The sequence below is a fragment of the Streptomyces sp. NPDC005181 genome, assembly GCF_040608395.1.
Lineage (GTDB): Bacteria > Actinomycetota > Actinomycetes > Streptomycetales > Streptomycetaceae > Streptomyces.
Genome location: NZ_JBEXID010000024.1, coordinates 49,112 through 65,240 on the forward strand (window position 1 = coordinate 49,112; position 16,129 = coordinate 65,240).

The following is a 16,129-nucleotide window of genomic DNA, read 5'->3' on the forward strand; positions in this document are numbered from 1 at the left end:
GTTAGCGTCCCCGTCGGATTGAAACAATTCAGGTAGGGCAGGGCGAGTGGCGCGTGTGGCAGGGATCAAGGATGTGGCCCGGCAGGCCGGAGTCTCCGTGGGCACCGTGTCCAATGTGATCAATCGGCCCGAAGCGGTGCTGCCGGAGACCCGCGCCAGGGTCCTGGCCGCGATCGAGGAGCTCGGGTACGTACGCAGCGAGTCCGCGCGCCAGCTCAGGGCCGGCCGCAGCCGGATCATGGCGCTGCTGGTCCTCGACATGGGCAACCCGTTCTTCGTCGACGTGGCCCGGGGCGCCGAGCGTGCCGCGCGGCAGGCCGGCCTCGGGGTGATGGTCTGCAACAGCGGCCAGAGCCCCGCGGAGGAGGCGGAGTATCTGGGGCTCTTCGCCGAGCAGCGGGTGTGCGGTGTGCTGGTCACGCCGGCCGATGCGACCGGCCGCAATCTGGAGGCGTTCAGACGCCACCGCATCCCCTTCGTGCTGGTGGACCGGGTCGCGTCCTCCACCGGGACCTGTGCGGTCTCCGTCGACGACGTGCGGGGCGGCGCCCTCGCCGTCGGTCACCTCGTCTCGGCCGGGCACCGCGCGGTCGCGTACGTCAGCGGCCCCGGCGACCTTCACCAGATCAGGGACCGCCGCGAGGGTGCCCTGTCGGCTCTCGCCGGGGCCGGGCTGGGGCCCGAGGCGCTCGTCGAGATCCCCTCCGATCGCCTGGACGTGACGGCGGGCCGCGACGCCGGGGCCCGGCTGCTGGGGCTCGTGCCCCGGCCGACCGCCGTGTTCTGCGCCAACGACCTGCTGGCTCTCGGTGTACTGCAGTCGCTGTACGCGGCCGGGGTGCGGGTGCCGCAGGACATCGCCATCGTCGGGTACGACGACATCGAATTCGCCGCCGCTGCTGCCGTACCGCTCACCTCGGTCCGCCAGCCCGCCGTGGTGATGGGCCGGCTGGCCGCGGAACTGCTGCTGGAGGAGGCGGACGACGAGGACGGCACGCACGAGCACCGCAGCGTGGTGCTCCAGCCGGAGCTCGTCGTGCGCGCCTCCAGCGCGGCGCCGCACTGACCCGGGCCGCCGCGCGGTTCCCCGCCCGCGCCCGGGATTGGCTTCCTTCCGTGTTCCTTGTCCGTCCCTTCCTGCCGCATGTCCGAAACGGAGACGCCGTGCCGCTGTTCGATCTGCCTCTGGACCAACTCCGCGACTACCGACCGGAGTCCGGCGAACCCGCCGACTTCGACGCCTTCTGGAAGCGCACCCTCGACGAGTCTTCCGCGTTCCCGCTCGACCCCGAATTCCAGCCGTACGACGCGGCGTTGAGCACGGTCGACGTACACGACGTGACCTTCTCCGGCTGGGGCGGTCACCGCATACGTGCCTGGCTGAACGTTCCCGCGGGCGCCGAGGGCCCCCTTCCGTGCGTCGTCCACTACCTCGGCTACGGCAGTGGCCGCGGACTGCCGCACGACCACCTGGTGTGGCCCGCGGCCGGCTGGGCCACCCTGCTCGTCGACACCCGGGGCCAGGGCGCCGTCAACAGCCACTCGGCGGGCTCCACGCCCGACCCGCACGGCGGCGCCAACCCGCAGTCGCCCGGCTTCATGACCCGCGGCATCCTCGACCCCGACGCGTACTACTACCGTCGCGTGTTCACCGACGCGGTACGCGCCGTCGAGGTGGCCCGCACGCACCCGTCCGTCGACCCGGACCGGATCGTCGTGCACGGCGGCAGCCAGGGCGGCGGCATCGCCCAGGCGGTGGCCGGGCTCAGTCCGTACGTGAAGGCCGCGCTGATCGACGTACCGTTCCTGTCCCACTTCCGGCGGGCCGTCGAGATCACCGACAAGGACCCGTACCAGGAGATCGTGCGCTTCCTCGCCACCCAACACGGCCTCGCCGAGCAGGTGTTCTGTACGCTCTCCTACTTCGAGGGCATGAGCTTCGCCACCCGGGCGACCGTCCCGGCGCTCTACTCGGTGGCGCTGATGGACACCATCTGCCCGCCGTCCACCGTCTTCGCCGCTTACAACCACTGGGCGGGCCCGAAGGAGATCGAGGTCTACCCCTGGAACAACCACGAGGGCGGCTCATCGGCCCACCGCGCCGTCCAGCTGCGCATGTTGCGCGATCTCGGCTAGCGGTACGGGGGCGGGGAGCGCGCCGAAACCGGGCCGCGGTCCCGAATATGTGACGGCGGATCGGACGCCGGAGCGAATCCTCTCGGTCATGGAGAGGGTGAACTCCCGTCACAAAAAGGCGTGTTGAGCGCCAATGGGGTCCGGTCTGCGTCATGATCGTCCCGAGATGGTGGACACCTCCCGGGGCGATGCCCCCGCACCCCCTGACGAAGAGCCGCGTGGCTGCCTCTTCGCGCTGTCCCAGCCCCCTCTGATGATCTTCCTCACGGTGGTCGGCGGCCTGCTGCTGATGGCCGCGTTGCACGATCTCTTCCTGCTGTGAGCGGGCGATGAACCGGGCGGTGAGCGGTCAGCCGGCCGCTTCCCTGCGGCGCGCCCGGTATGCGGCGACATGCAGCCGATTACCGCAGGTGCGGCTGGAGCAGTACCGGCGGGAGCGGTTGCGGGACAGATCGACGAACGCGTCCCGGCAGTCCGGTGCCTCGCAGCGCCGCAGCCGCTCCTGCTCGCCCGCCACGACGATGAAGGCCAGCGCCATGCCGCAGTCGGCCGCGAGATGGTCGGCGATCGACGCGTCCGGTGCGAAGTAATGCACATGCCAGTCGTAGCCGTCGTGGTTGCTGAGCTGCGGTGTGGTGCCCGCGGCGGCCACGAGGTTGTTGACGAGACCGGCGGCGATCCGGGTGTCTCGTGTCGCGAAGATCTCCGCGAAGCGGGTCCGTACATCGTGTACGGCCCGCAGGTCCTTCTCGCCGAGGTCGTCCACCCCGCTGATGCGGTGCCGCCGGGCGAATCCGTACAGCGCTTCGATGTCGGCGAGACCGTCGTTCCGTTCGCCCTCCGGCGGGTCGGTCTCCGGTGCGGTGTTCACCAGATCGACCACCGTGTCGAGGGCGATCCGGGTGTCGTGGGGGATCAGCACGCTTTCGCTCCCTGGCCTCCGGCGAGCGGGCGCCCGCCGATGCCGGCTGACTCTACTGGCTCGGCGAAGGCGCACAGGGGCCCGAGAGGGCCCGTGGGGCCGGCGAGGAGCGCTTACCGGCCATGGGGTGGGCGCCAGGGGGCCGGGGGAGACGTACGGGGGCACTGAGGGCGCGCTGGGACATCCCAGGCACGGATCGGTGGGCCGGATGTGCGCCGGTGCGCGCCGGCGCACATCGCGCCGACGCCGTGACCACGGTGGTTTCCGTGGTCACGGCGTCGGTGTCTGCCCTATGTGGTTGTCTGCGCGGTACCGTCGCCCCGAGTCGGACGGCGCCGTGCAGCTCTCGATCTGGCTCAGCTCTCGGCCAGGATGTGTGAGAGCTCCGTATCGAGGTCGAAATGACGATGCTCGGTGCCGGGCGGCACTGCGGCGTCGGTCCTCTTCAGGAACGACTCCAGGGCCCTCGCCGGGGCCTCGAGCAAGGCTTCGCCCTCTGGGGAGCTCAGCGCGATGCAGACGACGCCCTGGCCGTGACTACGGGATGGCCAGACGCGGACGTCTCCGGTGCCGGTGGGCCTATGCAGCCCCTCGGCAAGGAGGTCGCGGGCGAATACCCATTCGACCGTCTCCTCCGCTCCGGTGTGGAAGGTGGCGTGCACGGCATACGGATCGGCCGTGTCATACCGCAGGCCCGCGGGTACAGGCAGTGAGGACTCGCTCGACACAACGAGGCGCAGGTGCAGCTCGCAGCTGACCGTGGTGTTCATAAGCGCCAGGGCCTTTCGCTCAGTGTGCGCTCGGGGATTCGCACGTCGGCGAAATCGACATGCCACCTACGGTGGCGTTGTAAACCCCTCTGACCTTTTTGTGGTCCTTCAGGTAGCTCGTACAGCGGTGTGTAACTTTGGGTCATGCGGCCATTCCGGTGACAAAGACCGTTCCGGTAGGTTGGGCCCTATGAATGCGGAGAGTGACGCGCGGGACGAGGTCGCCGCACCGGCGGCCCGGGAGTCCGCTGCGGGGGATGTGACGCCGGACGTCACGGAGGGTGCGGCTAAGGGTGAGCGGGAGCTCGGCTCGCGGGCGCCCGGCTTCATCAAGGCGTCCAAGGTGCTCCACCTGAGCTGGCAGGTCGGCGTCTTCGTGGCCGGCCTCGCCGTGGTCGTGGCCGGCATCATCCTGCTGCCGCTGCCCGGGCCCGGCTGGCTGGTGATCTTCGGCGGTATGGCGATCTGGGCGACCGAGTTCGTCTGGGCGCAGCTGGTGCTGCGCTGGACCCGCCGCAAGGTCACCGAGGCGGCGCAGAAGGCGCTCGATCCCAAGGTCCGGCGGCGGAACATCATCCTCACCGTGGTCGGGCTGGTGATCATCGCCGTGCTGGTCGGGATCTATGTCTGGAAGTTCGGGATCGTGATGCCGTGGAAGATCCACGAGTGACCCCAGCATGGTCGGAAGGCACCGCTGACATGGGGTAATGTTTGCCGTGCGCCGGGGCGATTAGCTCAGTGGGAGAGCGCTTCGTTCACACCGAAGAGGTCACTGGTTCGAAACCAGTATCGCCCACCCGGACAGAGGGTCCGTGAGACTGCAGAGTCTCACGGACCCTCTGCGTTTCCCATGCGCCCGGTGCCGTCGACCCCGTACGGGGTTGAAGCGCTTCGAACGAATTCGGCCCCGTCCACCGTCGTCGGCAGCGAGGCCGACCGGGCCTGCACCGACGACACCGCGCTGGACGGACTCGCCGCCATCGAGAACCTCGCACTCCTCGGTGACCGGATGTCGGTCTGAGGCGGCCGAAGCACGCCCAGGGCCGGGCCTCGATCATGTCAGCGCATCCGGCCCAGGGCGTCCTTCAGCCGCCGCGCATCGCGCAGCCGCTGCTCGTACGTCGCCCCGACCGCCAGCAGCAGCAGACCGGCCAGCGCGGGCGGCAGCCAGCGCGGCAGCGCACCCACGACCTGGACCACATACGGCGCCAGTTCGTGCAGCGCGTCCATCGCCAGCACCGCCCCACCGAGCAGCAGCAGGGCCTGCAGCCGCAGCCGCGCCCCGGCCAGTGTGATGACCAGCGCCGCCACCCCCAGCAGCAGCGGCCGCACCCACGAGGGGTCGACCCAGGCCGCGAAGAGGCTCGGCACCAGTGTTGCTGTATGGCCCGCCCCGTAGGCCGCCCATGAGGACGCCGCCGGATCACGGCGCCCGCGCAGCACACCGACCGCCAGCGCGGGCACCGTCACCGGCAGGGTGTACGCCTCCGGCGTCGACACGTCCGAAGCCGACAGCCGCACCCAGGTCGCCAGGACGAACAGGACCACCGCCACATACCCGGCCACCGGCCGCCGTTCCGCACGCACGGCCGTGCCCGCCGCCAGCACTCCGCACAGCGCGAGAACCAGGGCCAGGAACGGCGCATCCGGCACGGCCATCGCGACCGCCACCGCACCCGCGACAGCGCCGGTCGGCTCGACCGGCAACGCCGACGGGCCGTTCCGCAGCCGCGCCCCGAGCAGCACCGTCACCGTGGGGACGACCAGCATGAGCGGCGCCGCCCGGTACGTCGCCAGCTCCAGCGACGCCCCGACCGCACCGGCAAGCACCATCGCGCACACCACGGCCGCACACGCCGGCACCGCCTGCCTCACCCGGATCGCCGGCGCCGCATCGGTACGCGTCCCCACCGCCGCCGCCCCGAACAGCACCAGCAGCGCCCCGAACACCGCATACGTGGCGGGCTCCACGGCCAGCGACAGCACCCCCGCACTCACCGCCCCGACCACAGCGCACACCAGCGCGGCCGACGCGACAGGGTCCCCGCCGCGGCGCACCCCCCGTACTGCCACGGCGAGGAGCGCCGCGACCAGCACCGAATGCACCGTCACCGCCACCGCGTACGGGGTGTCCAGCGCAACCGGCAGCACCAGCAGCCCTGTCCAGCCGAGCACCAGCGCACTCGCACCCGCCGCACCCCGCCATGTCGCACCGGGGGAGACCACCGCCCCGGCCGTCCGCACACACCACGTCCACCAGCGGTACGCCGCTCCCGCCAGACCGGCCACCACCAACAGCAGCACCGGCGCGGTGGAGAGCTGCGACCACTCCATGTCCTCCAGCCCCAGTGCACCGCGAGCACGGCCCGCCGGTGCACCCGGCCACACCGCGGTCACCCGCGACACCGGACCCACCAGCGTCATCCCGACTGCAGGCGCCGCGGCCAGCACCGACCCCGCGACCACCACCCCCGACGCCCACAGCACTCCCTGCCCCGCCGGTCGCGGCAGCGGAGCCCGTACCGCCGCCAACAGCACGAGAGCGCACAGCAGATACACCGGAACCGACCAGTCCTGAGCAGCCCCCGCACGCAGCACACCGCCCACCCCGGCCACGACGGCAAGCCCGGCCAGCAGCCCACCGGCCACCGCGAACTCCTTCGGCGCCCGCCACACCCCGAACAGCGCGACCGCCGCCCCCGCCAGCAACAGCGCCGCGGGCGCCACCGCCGCCCGCGGCGCATCGGCCGTCACCGACAGCACCAGAGCCACCAGCAGCCCGGCCGACCCTGTCAGACATCCACCGACGGCCGCGGTCACCCGCACCGCAACGCCCTTGCCCCACAGGGCGATCGCACAGTCCAGCGCCGCCGTCAGCAGCATCGCCCCACCGAAGACCGATGCCTGCGCACCCACCGCCCAGGCCCACAGCACCAGCGTGAACTGCACGCTCACCACGGCCATCGGCAGCGGCAGACGCAGCTTGCCGAGCGCCAGACCGTACGCCGCCCACAGAACGGCCAGCACCGCCGATGCGGCCGAGGCGAACCCGAGACCGCCGGTGTCCGGCGCCGCCACCCGGTGCAGTGCATAGGCATCCAGCACCATCAGCACCAGCGCGAGCGCGCCCAGCGACTCGGCCGTCGACGACAGCCCACGGCGCAGCAGCACGGGGGGCGCGGCCAGCGCGGCGACCGTCACCAGAGCGAGTACCGCTGAGCGGCCGCCGATCCCCATCTGACCCCAGCTGACCAGGGTGAACGCGATCGCCGCGATCGTCAGCAGCAGACCGCCCAGGGTCAGCAGCACATTCTGCGCGCTGCGCGGCGGCACCGGGGCCGCCGAGGGGAAGGGGAGTGCGAACGGGGCCGGGGCCGGCCGTCCTGGCGGTGCGGCGGGAGGCGCGGCCGCCGGCTGCAGAACACTCAGCAGCCAGGCACGACGGGTCAGCAGCTGTATCCGGCGGGCGTCCAGCCGGGCCAGTTCACGGTCGAGGAGCGCCAATTCCTCGGCGGGCGGCGGCACATGTTCCATAAGCGGGAGTGTGGCGCGGCCCACAGGTCCGGACATGCGCTCGCGTACTCAGTTGCCGGACTGAGTATGCGCAGACTGGGACCCATGGACTGGAGTCACTACCGTTTTGTGAGTGTCTGGGATGTATCCGCCCCACCCGCTGTCGTGTATGGAGTCCTCGAACGCGCCGAGGAGTACCCGCGATGGTGGCCGCAGATCCGCGAGGTCGCCACGGTCGACGACGCCACCGGGACCATGCGGATCCGCTCCTTCCTCCCGTACGACCTCGTCATGACCGTCCGCGAGAGCCGCCGCGACCCGGCGGCCGGAGTGCTGGAAGTGACCCTCGGTGGCGACCTCGACGGCTGGGCCCGCTGGACCGTCACCGCACACGGCACCGGCGCCCGAGCCACGTACGAGCAGGAGGTCGAGGTGCGCCGGACGATGATGCGGCTGCTCGCGGTGCCGGGACGTGCGGTGTTCCGGGCGAACCACGCGCTGATGATGCGGGCCGGGCGCCGCGGACTGGCGGCCCGTCTTGAAGGAGTTTGAACCACACCCGCCGAGCCCTGTATGGTTCAGTGCGTTCCCGGGCGATTAGCTCAGTGGGAGAGCGCTTCGTTCACACCGAAGAGGTCACTGGTTCGAAACCAGTATCGCCCACCCCGGGAGAGGCCGGTCCGTCAGCACCATCGACGGACCGGCCTCTGCATGTCCGGATCACGATCACGGGACCGGCTTCCGCCGGTCCGCGATCATGCCGCCGCCGGGAGTTCCGGACGCAACGGCCACGCCGGATCCACCGCCTCCGGCGTACCGCTCTTCGCGAACCAGGCCTGCAGCCCGCGCGCCTGCGCCGCATGCCAGACTGCCTGCAAGGCATGCAGCTCCGCCGGGGACAACCGCTCCAGACGCGACGAGAAGCGCCGCCCCACCGCCCGCACCAGTTCCAGCGACGCCGCCGCATCGGCCGCCGCGTCATGGGCGCCGTCCAGCACTACCTCGTACAGCGCACAGAGATCGGTGAGCGTGCGCCGGCCCTTGCGGTAGCGGTCCAGATGCTTGTCCAGCACTCGCGGATCCAGCACGCACAGCGGCGTGTTCTCCAGATACCCGGCCAGCGACGACGCCCGGTGCCGCTTCAGCTCCCGGTCCAGCAGCGTCAGATCGAACGGCGCGTTCATCACGACGAGAGGGCGTCCGGCCGCGCACTGCTCGGCCAGTGCCCTGGCTATCTCCTCCACCACCGGCGCCGGCCACCGGCCGTTGCGCTGGAGGTGGTCGTCGGTCAGACCGTGGATCTCGGTGGCCCCCACGGGCACCGGCACCCCCGGATTCACCAGCCAGCGGGTGACGCGCATGCGTCCGCCCGCCGTGTCCTGGACGACGAGGGCGGCCGAAACGATGCGGTCCTCCTCGACGTCGACTCCCGTTGTCTCGGTGTCAAAAGCGGCCAGTGGCCCTTCATACCAGTGAGTCATCCCCGAACTCCTCGTGCCCGACCGGCAGATGGCGTGATTCCCCTGCCCGATTCGGTGATACCCGGGCCCTTTGCCTGATACGCCGTTTGCGGGCCGCTCCGTGCGGTGACAACACAGGTGAGGGGCGCGGAAGTTGCCCCGACCACTCACCAACCGAACAAACCGAACGGCACAGCCCGGAAGGCATACGGAGCCATGGCGCTCGCGCAGCCCGAATCAGGGGGCCCCTCCCGTGCCGAAGGCTACGGGGGAGGGCTGTTGCCCCAGCAGATCGCTCCGCTGCGCGGCACACTAGCCACCACCGCCTGCATGGAGACCCTCCAGGTGGGCTACTTGCACGCGGTCGCGGCCGCGGCGGGGTGCTCCCTGTCGCAGCCTTTCCCCGACAACGGCATCGACTGGCATGTCAGCCACGGCGCCCCCGGTCACCTCGTCGACGACGAGGTGACCATAAAGGTGCAGCTGAAATGCACCTATCAGATACCGCCGCACCCGACCGGACCGACGTTCGCCTTCACGCTGGACAACGCCCACCTCGTGAAGCTCGCCCGGACGCCCGTGTCGGTTCACAAGATCCTGGTCGTGATGGTTGTGCCCCGCAGCCAGGACGACTGGCTGCGGGCCGGCCACGACAGGCTGGACCTGCGGCACTGCTGCTACTGGACCAACCTGGCCGGCCATGCGGTGACAGGCCGGCACAGGACCACTGTGCGGATCCCGACCACGCGCATATTCGACGACCGCGCGCTCTGCGAGATCATGACGCGGGTCGGGGCGGGAGGGAGACCCTGATGCACCGGCCGATGGACGAGCCCGCCGACGCAGTGATGCCGTCGGGCACGCGACCACACCCCAGCGAGACCGTGGGCCACTGGCCCACGGTGCTGCCGCCCGTGGGGGACATCCCCGATCCCGCCCGCGTCGACCCCGCGGTCCTCGGCGCCCTGCTGGACCGGCACGGCTGGCGCCGCCGTGGCGGCGCGGCCGGACGCTACAGCCGATGGACCCCGCCGGGAACCGTGGCACCTTCCGGCGGCGGTACGAGCCTCCTGGTACCCGACACCACGGCCTTCCCCGACAGCGAGGACCTCCTCGCCGAGGCGCTCACCGCGCTCGCCCGCAGCGCAGCACCCTCCGCCCGCGACGTCCTGGTCTCCCTCGCCGTGCCCAGCGACGAGATCCGCTGGTGGCGCGATGTCCCCGACGGTGCGGCCGGCGCCGCGGGCGCCGCCGGGGCGGCCAGCTGGAGCGGTGCCGAACAGCTGCGCGCCGCGGCCCGGCAGATCCTTCTCGCCGGGGCGCTCGCCGTGCGGGGGCGCACCGGCTTCCACGGTGCACGCCACCGCCGCAGGGCCCTCGCCGCGCTCGAAGGCATCCTCGTCGGACCCTCGCCGGGCGGCCGTGACCTCACCGCGTATCTCCCCGTCGAACCGGGTCGCGCCGTCTCCGTGCGGCTGTACCACGCCCTGTACGCCACCCGCGAAGCCATCGACTTCCAGCGCGCCACCGGGGGCATGGAAGCCTTCGACGGCGCCGTCGAGGCCGGTGTCAGCCGGGAGCTGACCCAGGCCGTCATCGCCCTGGTCCGTGGCTCGGAAGGGACGAGGATCTCCCTCGCCTGGGCACCCGCCGCGGGAACGCCCGAAGGCTGCCCCGCCCGCCCCGAACCGGTCGAGTTCTCACCCGGCGACCTGCCCGCCCTGCGGCTGGCGGGCGCTCGCTACATCGAGGACGAACCGGCCGTCACCGTACGGATCACCGGGGCCGTGGTCCGGATGCGCCGCTCGGGACCGCGCGGCGCCGGCATCGTACGGCTGCGGGTCCTGGCGGGCGCCGAGGTCCCGCACGTACGGCTGGAGCTCGACGAGGAGGCGTACCGGATCGCCGGCCACGCCCATCTCGTCGGGCTGCCGATCCGGGTGGAGGGGCGGCTGGAGAGCCGGGACGGCTTCCGGCGGCTGACCCGGGCCTCTCAGGTGGTACCCGTACAGGTCGACGAGGCGGAACGGGACCGGCTGATGAAGTCGCTCCAGGAGAACCTCGACTTCTTCGAGGAGGCCTGCACGGGCGAATAGGCGCACCGTGCCGGGCAGGCGAGCGGCCGGAGCGAACCCTTTCGCAAAGGGGGCCGTCGGCTCGGTACGATTCGTCTTGCGTGCGCAGTGGAACAGGGCGCGCACCCCCTTCAGTCAGGAGAGACCGGTGTCAGACGTCCGTGTGATCATCCAACGCGATTCCGAGCGGGAAGAGCGCGTGGTGACGACGGGCACTACGGCTGCCGAGCTCTTCCCCGGCGAGCGCACCGTCATTGCCGCCCGGGTCGCCGGTGAGCTGAAGGACCTCGCGTACGCCGTCGCCGACGGCGAGGTCGTCGAGCCCGTCGAGATCTCCTCCGAGGACGGCCTGAACATCCTCCGGCACTCCACCGCGCATGTCATGGCGCAGGCCGTGCAGGAGCTCTTCCCCGAGGCCAAGCTCGGCATCGGCCCGCCGGTCAAGGACGGCTTCTACTACGACTTCGACGTCGAGAAGCCGTTCACGCCCGAGGACCTCAAGGCCATCGAGAAGAAGATGCAGGAGATCCAGAAGCGGGGACAGCGGTTCTCCCGCCGGGTCGTCACCGACGAGGCCGCCCGCGAGGAGCTGGCCGACGAGCCGTACAAGCTGGAGCTCATCGGCATCAAGGGTGCCGCCTCCACGGACGACGGCGCGGATGTCGAGGTGGGCGGCGGCGAGCTGACCATCTACGACAACCTGGACGCCAAGACCGGTGACCTGTGCTGGAAGGACCTCTGCCGGGGTCCGCACCTGCCGACCACCCGGAACATCCCGGCGTTCAAGCTGATGCGGAACGCCGCGGCGTACTGGCGGGGCAGCGAGAAGAACCCGATGCTGCAGCGCATCTACGGCACCGCCTGGCCCACCAAGGACGAGCTCAAGGCGCACCTGGAGTTCCTGGAGGAGGCCGCCAAGCGCGACCACCGCAAGCTCGGCAACGAGCTGGACCTCTTCTCCTTCCCCGACGAGATCGGCCCCGGCCTCGCCGTCTTCCACCCCAAGGGCGGCATCATCCGCCGGGCGATGGAGGACTACTCGCGCAAGCGGCACGAGGAAGAGGGCTACGAGTTCGTCTACTCGCCGCACGCCACCAAGGGCAAGCTCTTCGAGAAGTCCGGCCACCTGGACTGGTACGCCGAAGGCATGTACCCGCCCATGCAGCTCGACGACGGGGTGGACTACTACCTCAAGCCGATGAACTGCCCCATGCACAACCTGATTTTCGACGCCCGCGGCCGCTCCTACCGTGAACTGCCGCTGCGTCTCTTCGAGTTCGGCACGGTGTACCGCTACGAGAAGTCGGGTGTGGTGCATGGCCTGACCCGCTCGCGCGGCTTCACGCAGGACGACGCGCACATCTACTGCACCAAGGAGCAGATGGCGGAGGAGCTCGACAAGACGCTCACCTTCGTCCTGAACCTGCTGCGCGACTACGGTCTGACCGACTTCTACCTGGAGCTCTCCACCAAGGACCCGGAGAAGTTCGTCGGCTCGGACGAGATCTGGGACGAGGCCACCGAGACGCTGCGCCAGGTGGCCGAGAAGCAGGGCCTTCCCCTGGTCCCCGACCCGGGGGGCGCCGCGTTCTACGGCCCGAAGATCTCGGTCCAGTGCAAGGACGCCATCGGCCGCACCTGGCAGATGTCGACCGTGCAGCTCGACTTCAATCTGCCGGAGCGCTTCGACCTGGAGTACACCGGCCCCGACGGGACCAAGCAGCGCCCGGTCATGATCCACCGGGCTCTGTTCGGCTCCATCGAGCGGTTCTTCGCCGTGCTGCTGGAGCACTACGCGGGTGCATTCCCGGTGTGGCTGGCCCCGGTCCAGGCGGTCGGCATCCCGATCGGCGACGCGCACATCCCGTACCTCCAGGAGTTCGCGGCGGCGGCCAGGAAGAAGGGGCTGCGGGTCGAGGTGGACGCCTCGTCCGACCGCATGCAGAAGAAGATCCGCAACCAGCAGAAGGCCAAGGTTCCCTTCATGATCATCGCGGGCGACGAGGACATGGCCAACGGTGCCGTCTCCTTCCGCTACCGCGACGGATCGCAGGAGAACGGCATCCCGGTCGACGAGGCCATCGCCAAGATCCAGAAGGCCGTCGAGGACCGCGTCCAGGTCTGACCGGCCGACCGGGGCTCCAGGGGTCCACGCAGCGCTAGCCGCTCTGCGTGGGCCCCTTCTCGTCCTCCCGGGTGAACACCTGCACCAGCCATGACGAGAACGAACCCGTCACTGCCCCCAGCAGCGCCAGACCGCAGACCATCAGCCCCGTGGCGACGGTCCTGCCGCCCGGCGTGACCGGGACCGCGTCGCCGTACCCCACTGTGGTGAGCGTCTCGCACGCCCACCACACCGCGTCGCCGAACGTACGGATCGTGGCGCCCGGAGCGTCGTGCTCCTGGTGGTACACGGCCAGCGCGGCCGAGAATCCGAGCAGCAGGGCGGTCATACCGGCGTAGGCGATCACCCGGGCGTACAGACTCAGCCGTGGCTGCTCCCTTCGCCGCTGGAGGGCCGTGTAGAGCCGGATCAGGCGCAGCGGCCGCAGCAGTGGAAGGACCAGCACCACCGTGTCCAGCCAGTGGATGCGCAGGAACCGCAGGCCCTGGCCGCTGAGCCGGATCCGTACGACGTAGTCCACCGCGAAGAGCAGCCAGGTGGAACAGACCAGGATCAGGGCGAGGCCGCGCCAGGGCTGGGCGTCGTGGGGGGCGAGGACCCGGCCCGCGTACCCGATGAGGAAGACCAGCGACGCGATGAAGAGCGGTACTTCCGTGTGCTGCTCCCAGCGGCTGAACCGCAGGGGGGTGGAGTCCGTGGGCCGGTCGCTCATCGCCTCAGCATCGCTGTCCGCCGGCCGGTGCGGCCCCGGCGACACGCTCGGCGGGAGTGAAGCAATATGCTGATCGGCATGACGACTGAGCCGGAGCAGCAGATCGGAGTGGGAACGCCCGACGCGTTCCAGCGCCTGTGGACGCCTCACCGGATGGCGTACATCCAGGGTGAGAACAAGCCGACCGGCCCCGAGGCCGGCGACGGCTGTCCGTTCTGTGCGATCCCGGCGAAATCGGACGAGGACGGACTCGTCGTGGCGCGCGGCGAGAAGGTCTATGCCGTGCTCAACCTGTATCCGTACAACGGCGGCCACCTCATGGTGGTGCCGTACCGGCATGTCGCCGACTACACGGAGCTGGACGGTCCGGAGACGCTCGAGCTGGCCGACTTCACCAAGCGCGCGATGTCGGCGCTGCGGACGGCCTCGGGGGCGCACGGCTTCAACATCGGGATGAACCAGGGAGCGGTGGCGGGCGCGGGCATCGCTGCCCATCTGCATCAGCACCTGGTGCCGCGCTGGGGTGGCGACACGAACTTCATGCCGGTGGTGGGACATACGAAGGTGCTGCCGCAGCTGCTGGCCGACACCCGGAAAATGCTGGCGGACGCCTGGCCCGCGGGCTGAGTCGAGCCGTACGTGTGTGGGGCGCCCCGGAGTGGTCCGGGGCGCCCCACACACGTATCCGGTGCGTCTCTATGCGTCGTACACGTCGGCCTTCTTCGGCGTCGGGTCCTGCACGAATCCGCTGAGAATCATGGAGCGGTTGTCGAAACGCTCCGTGTCGACGCCGTTCTCGTCGAGGACGCGGAGCGCCGCGGTGTGCACGGCCCGCAGGACCGGGGTGGCGGCGCGGATCGCGTCGTCCGCCATGAAGCGATGGCGCCACGGCTTCTCGGCCCAGGCGTGGCGCACGCCGAACGGCTCCGGGAGGGTGATCTTGCCGCCCAGGTAGTCGAGCAGTGGCGGATACCAGGTGAAGGGGGCGCGCAGGGCCAGGCGGACGACCTCCTTGGACTCCACCAGCGGGAGCGTGATCTTGCGGGTCTCCCAGAACCTGACCGTCTTGTTGACCGTCTTCTCCTTGGCTTTCGGCTTGCTCGTGAAGAGCGAGTGGACGGGGCCCAGGGCGTGCCCGGTGACCTCGATCCGCAGCGTTTCGTGGAGCACCGTGACAGTGATCATCATGGTGATCACCAGCTGACCGTCCCAGAGGGTGAACTGGACGCCCAGGTAATGCCGGTCACCGCTGCCGAACTGCTGGTGGTTGCAGATCCGCTGTATCTCGTGCGGCTTGATCTGGAAGGTGGCGACGTCCTCGCCGTCCGGGCGGGTGACCTCGTCGGCGTTCTCGCCGACGGGCGAGACGATCCAGTGCGTGACCGACGGGGTGGGGAAGCCGCCGGTGTGCAGTGGTCCGCGTTCCAGCATCTTGAGCTGGTCATGGATGACGCGTATGAGGTCCCAGCTGCGGAACTGGTGGAATTCCTTGCCGGGTTCCTTGGAGACGAGCTCCTCGGCGAGCTGCCAGCTGCCCCAGCGGGTTCCCATGCCGAGGATGCCCTTGGGGCCGGCATAGAAGACGGAGTTGGACTGCTGCTCGGCCGCCAGCTTCTCCAGGCCCTGGCGGAGCGCCTCGCGGGCGGTCTCGTTCGGGTTCTTCGGTACGGCCTCGGGGATCTTGGCGATGACACCGCCGCCGGTGAGCAGCCCTTCCCAGCGGGCGCGCATGTCCTTGGCGGACGTCTCGGCGATCCGTTTGGCGATCAGCCAGCCGATGACGGGGGCGACGATCATGGCGCGCAGGTACAGCGCAAGGAGTCCGGTGGCCGGCAGTTTGATCAGGAAGAACAGGGCCACGATGCCGATGAGGGGGAGCAGGGCGATGCCGAGGGCGCTGAGGGCCTTGTCCTTGGTCGCGCCCAGGCCGTCGCGGAGACGGAACGCGAGGACCCACAGGAGCAGTCCGGGCAGGAAGAGGAAGCCGAAGAGCAGGGTGACCAGGGTAAGTTTGGTGTCCCGGGCCTTGCGGAGCCGGGTCGCGGACAGGCAGTGCTCGACGACGGTCTGCGGGTCCGTGCCGAATGACTGGATGAGGGCCTTGCGGGCGCCGCCCAGCATGCGTTCCTGGACGGCGCGGGAGAAGGCCTCGCCGAGGTTGGGGGCGAAGTATTTACTCTTGAAGAGCTTGGACCGGCCCTCCTCGATCTTGGACTTGTGCCACTCGCTGTCGGCCTTGAGGATGTCTTCCACCGGGCTGTCGCGGTATGCGGCGGAGGCCAGGGCGTTCGTCGCCACCGCCTGTCCGGCCGCACCCTGGAGCGGGATCTGCGCTCCGGGAGAGAAATCGAATCCGCCGTTGGCCACTGTCGCCCCCACTTGCCGCCAAAGATCTGCTCCCGCGGCTGTTTCCCAA

16 protein-coding genes and 2 tRNA genes are annotated in these 16,129 nt (G+C 70.2%); 12 read left to right on the forward strand and 6 right to left on the reverse strand.

What is annotated here, in order from left to right; translation table 11 throughout:
• Nucleotides 1–46 precede the first annotated feature (46 nt).
• The 3 genes from ABZV38_RS17880 (at nt 47) to ABZV38_RS17890 (ending at nt 2,458) form a co-directional block, all read left to right on the forward strand.
• On the forward strand, nt 47–1,066 hold the full coding sequence (locus ABZV38_RS17880) for a LacI family DNA-binding transcriptional regulator (RefSeq protein ID WP_356328033.1): 1,020 nt from the start codon (nt 47–49) through the stop codon (nt 1,064–1,066).
• Between the two features lie 98 nt (nt 1,067–1,164).
• Entirely contained in the window at nt 1,165–2,136 is a 972-nt protein-coding gene (locus ABZV38_RS17885) for an acetylxylan esterase (RefSeq protein ID WP_356328035.1), read from the forward strand.
• A 166-nt stretch (nt 2,137–2,302) separates the two neighbouring features.
• Nucleotides 2,303–2,458, forward strand: a complete 156-nt coding sequence (locus ABZV38_RS17890) for a hypothetical protein (RefSeq protein ID WP_356328037.1) — start codon at nt 2,303–2,305, stop codon at nt 2,456–2,458.
• 27 nt (nt 2,459–2,485) lie between these two features.
• On the opposite strand, the gene ABZV38_RS17895 is transcribed toward ABZV38_RS17890, so the two are convergent.
• Nucleotides 2,486–3,058, reverse strand: a complete 573-nt coding sequence (locus ABZV38_RS17895) for a CGNR zinc finger domain-containing protein (protein WP_356328039.1) — start codon at nt 3,056–3,058, stop codon at nt 2,486–2,488.
• Between the two features lie 356 nt (nt 3,059–3,414).
• Nucleotides 3,415–3,828, reverse strand: a complete 414-nt coding sequence (locus ABZV38_RS17900) for an SsgA family sporulation/cell division regulator (protein WP_003959770.1) — start codon at nt 3,826–3,828, stop codon at nt 3,415–3,417.
• A gap of 190 nt (nt 3,829–4,018) precedes the next feature.
• On the opposite strand from ABZV38_RS17900, the gene ABZV38_RS17905 reads away from it, so the two are divergent.
• The 3 genes from ABZV38_RS17905 to ABZV38_RS17915 all read left to right on the forward strand — a co-directional run bounded on the left by ABZV38_RS17905 (nt 4,019) and on the right by ABZV38_RS17915 (nt 4,849).
• Nucleotides 4,019–4,498, forward strand: a complete 480-nt coding sequence (locus ABZV38_RS17905) for a TIGR02611 family protein (protein ID WP_356328041.1) — start codon at nt 4,019–4,021, stop codon at nt 4,496–4,498.
• 54 nt (nt 4,499–4,552) lie between these two features.
• Nucleotides 4,553–4,624 (forward strand) — tRNA-Val (locus ABZV38_RS17910).
• 63 nt (nt 4,625–4,687) lie between these two features.
• Nucleotides 4,688–4,849 carry a hypothetical protein gene (locus ABZV38_RS17915; protein WP_356328109.1) on the forward strand — a complete coding sequence of 54 codons (162 nt, stop codon included), beginning with the start codon at nt 4,688–4,690 and terminating at the stop codon, nt 4,847–4,849.
• A 38-nt stretch (nt 4,850–4,887) separates the two neighbouring features.
• On the opposite strand, the gene ABZV38_RS17920 is transcribed toward ABZV38_RS17915, so the two are convergent.
• On the reverse strand, nt 4,888–7,362 hold the full coding sequence (locus ABZV38_RS17920; protein WP_356328043.1) for a hypothetical protein: 2,475 nt from the start codon (nt 7,360–7,362) through the stop codon (nt 4,888–4,890).
• Between the two features lie 84 nt (nt 7,363–7,446).
• Here ABZV38_RS17920 and ABZV38_RS17925 point away from each other — a divergent pair, with 84 nt between their 5' ends.
• Both ABZV38_RS17925 and ABZV38_RS17930 read left to right on the forward strand, forming a co-directional pair.
• The gene (locus ABZV38_RS17925) at nt 7,447–7,893 is read left to right on the forward strand and encodes an SRPBCC family protein (protein ID WP_356328045.1); all 447 of its coding nucleotides are present in this window, start codon (nt 7,447–7,449) and stop codon (nt 7,891–7,893) included.
• A 39-nt stretch (nt 7,894–7,932) separates the two neighbouring features.
• A tRNA-Val gene (locus ABZV38_RS17930) sits at nt 7,933–8,004 on the forward strand.
• Nucleotides 8,005–8,096: 92 nt separating this feature from the next.
• Here the strand turns inward: ABZV38_RS17930 and ABZV38_RS17935 are convergent.
• Nucleotides 8,097–8,822, reverse strand: coding sequence for a 3'-5' exonuclease (locus ABZV38_RS17935; protein WP_356328046.1), 726 nt, complete (start codon nt 8,820–8,822; stop codon nt 8,097–8,099).
• A gap of 195 nt (nt 8,823–9,017) precedes the next feature.
• Here ABZV38_RS17935 and ABZV38_RS17940 point away from each other — a divergent pair, with 195 nt between their 5' ends.
• From ABZV38_RS17940 to thrS, 3 genes are all read left to right on the forward strand, one after another.
• Entirely contained in the window at nt 9,018–9,614 is a 597-nt protein-coding gene (locus ABZV38_RS17940) for a DUF4365 domain-containing protein (protein ID WP_356328048.1), read from the forward strand.
• Nucleotides 9,614–10,897: a hypothetical protein gene (locus ABZV38_RS17945; RefSeq protein WP_356328050.1), complete on the forward strand. Its 1,284-nt coding sequence runs from the start codon at nt 9,614–9,616 to the stop codon at nt 10,895–10,897. The genes ABZV38_RS17940 and ABZV38_RS17945 overlap by 1 nt, the downstream gene beginning before the upstream one ends.
• Before the next feature lie 127 nt (nt 10,898–11,024).
• The gene (gene thrS / locus ABZV38_RS17950) at nt 11,025–13,001 is read left to right on the forward strand and encodes a threonine--tRNA ligase (protein WP_356328051.1); all 1,977 of its coding nucleotides are present in this window, start codon (nt 11,025–11,027) and stop codon (nt 12,999–13,001) included.
• A gap of 34 nt (nt 13,002–13,035) precedes the next feature.
• On the opposite strand, the gene ABZV38_RS17955 is transcribed toward thrS, so the two are convergent.
• On the reverse strand, nt 13,036–13,713 hold the full coding sequence (locus ABZV38_RS17955; protein WP_356328053.1) for a potassium channel family protein: 678 nt from the start codon (nt 13,711–13,713) through the stop codon (nt 13,036–13,038).
• 66 nt (nt 13,714–13,779) lie between these two features.
• Between ABZV38_RS17955 and ABZV38_RS17960 the strand changes: the two genes are divergently transcribed.
• On the forward strand, nt 13,780–14,340 hold the full coding sequence (locus ABZV38_RS17960; RefSeq protein ID WP_356328055.1) for an HIT domain-containing protein: 561 nt from the start codon (nt 13,780–13,782) through the stop codon (nt 14,338–14,340).
• Between the two features lie 69 nt (nt 14,341–14,409).
• Here ABZV38_RS17960 and ABZV38_RS17965 read toward each other — a convergent pair whose 3' ends face one another.
• Nucleotides 14,410–16,080, reverse strand: coding sequence for a hypothetical protein (locus tag ABZV38_RS17965; protein WP_356328106.1), 1,671 nt, complete (start codon nt 16,078–16,080; stop codon nt 14,410–14,412).
• Between the last annotated feature and the right edge of the window lie 49 nt (nt 16,081–16,129).